This window comes from Rhodoferax sp. (genome assembly GCF_039922535.1).
Classification (GTDB): Bacteria; Pseudomonadota; Gammaproteobacteria; order Burkholderiales; family Burkholderiaceae_C; genus Rhodoferax_B.
Genome location: NZ_JBDTEM010000293.1, coordinates 1 through 2,353 on the forward strand (window position 1 = coordinate 1; position 2,353 = coordinate 2,353).

A 2,353-nucleotide genomic window follows, 5' to 3' on the forward strand; every position below is an offset into this window, starting at 1 on the left:
GCGGTAGAAAGTCTTTACAGAATAGCAGACACTTTGGTGGCAGTGTCACCACCAAAAGCGGCTATTTGGCCACTGCCTGCGCCACAAAACTACCCGACTTGCCACCATGCTTTTCTACCACCCGCACGCCCTGCACCACCATGCCCCGGTCTACCGCCTTGCACATGTCGTAGATGGTCAGCAGAGCGATTTGGACGGCGCACAGGGCCTCCATCTCCACGCCGGTGGGGCCTACGGTTTCCACCGTGGCGGTACAGACCACGGCGGCAGGCTCGGCCACGGTAGCAAAGTCCAGCGCTACGCGGGTCAGTGCCAGCGGGTGGCACAGGGGCACCAGGTCGCTGGTCTTCTTAGCGGCCTGGATGCCCGCGATGCGCGCGATACCCAGCACATCGCCTTTTTTGGCCGTACCGCTCTCGATCAACGCCAACGTGCTGGGCAGCATCTCGATGCGGCCGGTGGCGACCGCCGTGCGGTGGGTATGGCCTTTGGCGGCCACATCGACCATGTGGGCTTGGCCGTGTGCGTCAAAATGGGTCAGGGTAGACATGCGAATCACAATCTGGATGTACGGAACGTTGAAGGCAGAGCCGCATCATACGGACGGACCGTTGAACAAGGCCCCAGGGACTCATCTTGAACTTTAAATTTATAAAATATAGGGCTCTAGCGCAGGTAGTACGTGCGCCGATAGCTCTATTATTGATAGCAAACATGGGCCTGGGCCCGCAGGCGGCTTTGGCCCAGGCCCGGGCTACCCCCGCCGCCCAATTGCCCAGCCTGGGCGACGGCAGCAGCATGACCACCAGTGCCGAACGCCGCCTGGGCGAGCGCATCGCCCGTGAGATCTACCGCGACCCCGACTACATCGACGACCCGGTGCTGGTCGAATACGTGCAAAGCATCTGGCAACCTTTGCTGAATGCTGCCCGCCAGCGCGGTGAACTCACCGAAGAACTCGACCAACGCTTTGCCTGGGAGGTGCTGATGGGCGCCGACCGCACCATCAACGCCTTCGCCCTGCCCGGCGGCTACCTGGGCCTGCACCTGGGCCTGTTAGGCGTGGTCACCAGCCCGGACGAGCTGGCCTCGGTGCTGGGCCACGAGCTCAGCCACGTCACCCAGCGGCATATCTCGCGGATGATGGAATCGCAGAGCAAGGCCATGCCGTGGATGATCGGGGCCATGATTCTGGGCGTGCTGGCAGCCAGCAAAAGCCCGGACGCGGCCAACGCCATGGTCGTCGGCGGCCAGGCAGCAGCGGTGCAAAACCAGCTGAACTTTTCGCGCGACATGGAACGTGAGGCCGACCGCATTGGCTACGGCGTGATGACCCAGGCGGGCTTTGACCCCATCGGCTTCGTCAGCATGTTCGAAAAGCTGCAGCAGGCTTCGCGCATCGGCGACAACGGCTCGCTGCCCTACCTGCGCACCCACCCGTTGACCACCGAGCGGATTGCCGACATGCAGTCGCGCCAAGCGCTGGATGCGCGCCCGGTGCATGCGCCGCCCAGCGCCCTGCACGCCATGATGGCCGCCCGCGCCCGGGTGCTGGGCAACCCCGGCATCGACATGTTGCGCGCCTGGGTGGCCGAGGCCAAGGCCGTGCACCCCACCGGCCCGGCGGTGGACGTGCGCAGCATCGCCGTGCTGTACGCCGGTGCCTTGTCGGCCCTGCACCAGCGCGACTTTGCCATGGCCCGCAATTTGGTCGTCCGGCTGCAGGCCCTGACCACCACGGACCCGGCGTTGGCGCGCATCAGCCGCCTGCTGGCCGCCGAAATCGAATGGGGCGCAGGCGACGTGCCCGCCACCGCTGCCTTGCTGGACCTGCAAGCGCCGGGTCGGCCCGAACTGGTACTGGGTTCGCAGGTACGCACCCGCATGGGCCAGGCAACAGACGCGATTGCCCGCCTGCAACCCTGGGTGGCGCTGCACCCGCGCGACGGCACCGCCTGGCAACTACTCGCCGCAGCCTACACCGCCCAAGACCAAACGCTGCGGGCCATCCGCGCCGAAGCCGAGGCCCAGGTGGCCCGGCTGGACTACGCCGGGGCGATGGACCGCTTCCGCGCCGCGCAAGACTATGTGCGCAAGCCGCCACCCGGCAGCGGACCGGTGGACGACATCGAGGCCTCCATCATCGACACCCGCACGCGGCAAATCCAGGCCCTGCTCAAAGAACAGGCCCTGGACAAAGCGAACAACTAAACCACTGCGTCGATAACGATACCCAGGGCCGAATACAGCAGCGAGCCAATCAAAGCCGCGGCAAACCCGGTCACATGAAAGCCCGCCAACAGGCCTGAGGCGAACCAGAACATCAACGCGTTCACCACAAACAAGAACAGCC

The 2,353-nt window shown here is 65.1% G+C and carries 3 protein-coding genes; 1 reads left to right on the forward strand and 2 read right to left on the reverse strand.

Annotation, left to right across the window (positions count from 1 at the left end):
- Positions 1 to 61: 61 nt before the first annotated feature.
- Complete coding sequence (gene moaC, locus ABI213_RS13755; protein WP_348006983.1) at positions 62 to 550, reverse strand: cyclic pyranopterin monophosphate synthase MoaC; 489 nt, start codon at positions 548 to 550, stop codon at positions 62 to 64.
- A 164-nt stretch (positions 551 to 714) separates the two neighbouring features.
- On the opposite strand from moaC, the gene ABI213_RS13760 reads away from it, so the two are divergent.
- Positions 715 to 2,211, forward strand: a complete 1,497-nt coding sequence (locus ABI213_RS13760) for a M48 family metalloprotease (protein ID WP_348027546.1) — start codon at positions 715 to 717, stop codon at positions 2,209 to 2,211.
- Here the strand turns inward: ABI213_RS13760 and ABI213_RS13765 are convergent.
- Positions 2,208 to 2,353 (reverse strand): phage holin family protein (locus ABI213_RS13765; RefSeq protein ID WP_348027548.1); only part of this gene is annotated, 146 nt, incomplete at its 5' end. The two genes, ABI213_RS13760 and ABI213_RS13765, sit on opposite strands and share 4 nt — an antisense overlap.

Excerpts from the sequence above, each read along its gene's own strand:
- moaC (WP_348006983.1), bottom strand. The coding sequence starts at position 550 with ATGTCTACCCTGACCCATTTTGACGCACACGGCCAAGCCCACATGGTC.
- ABI213_RS13760 (WP_348027546.1), top strand. The coding sequence starts at position 715 with ATGGGCCTGGGCCCGCAGGCGGCTTTGGCCCAGGCCCGGGCTACCCCC.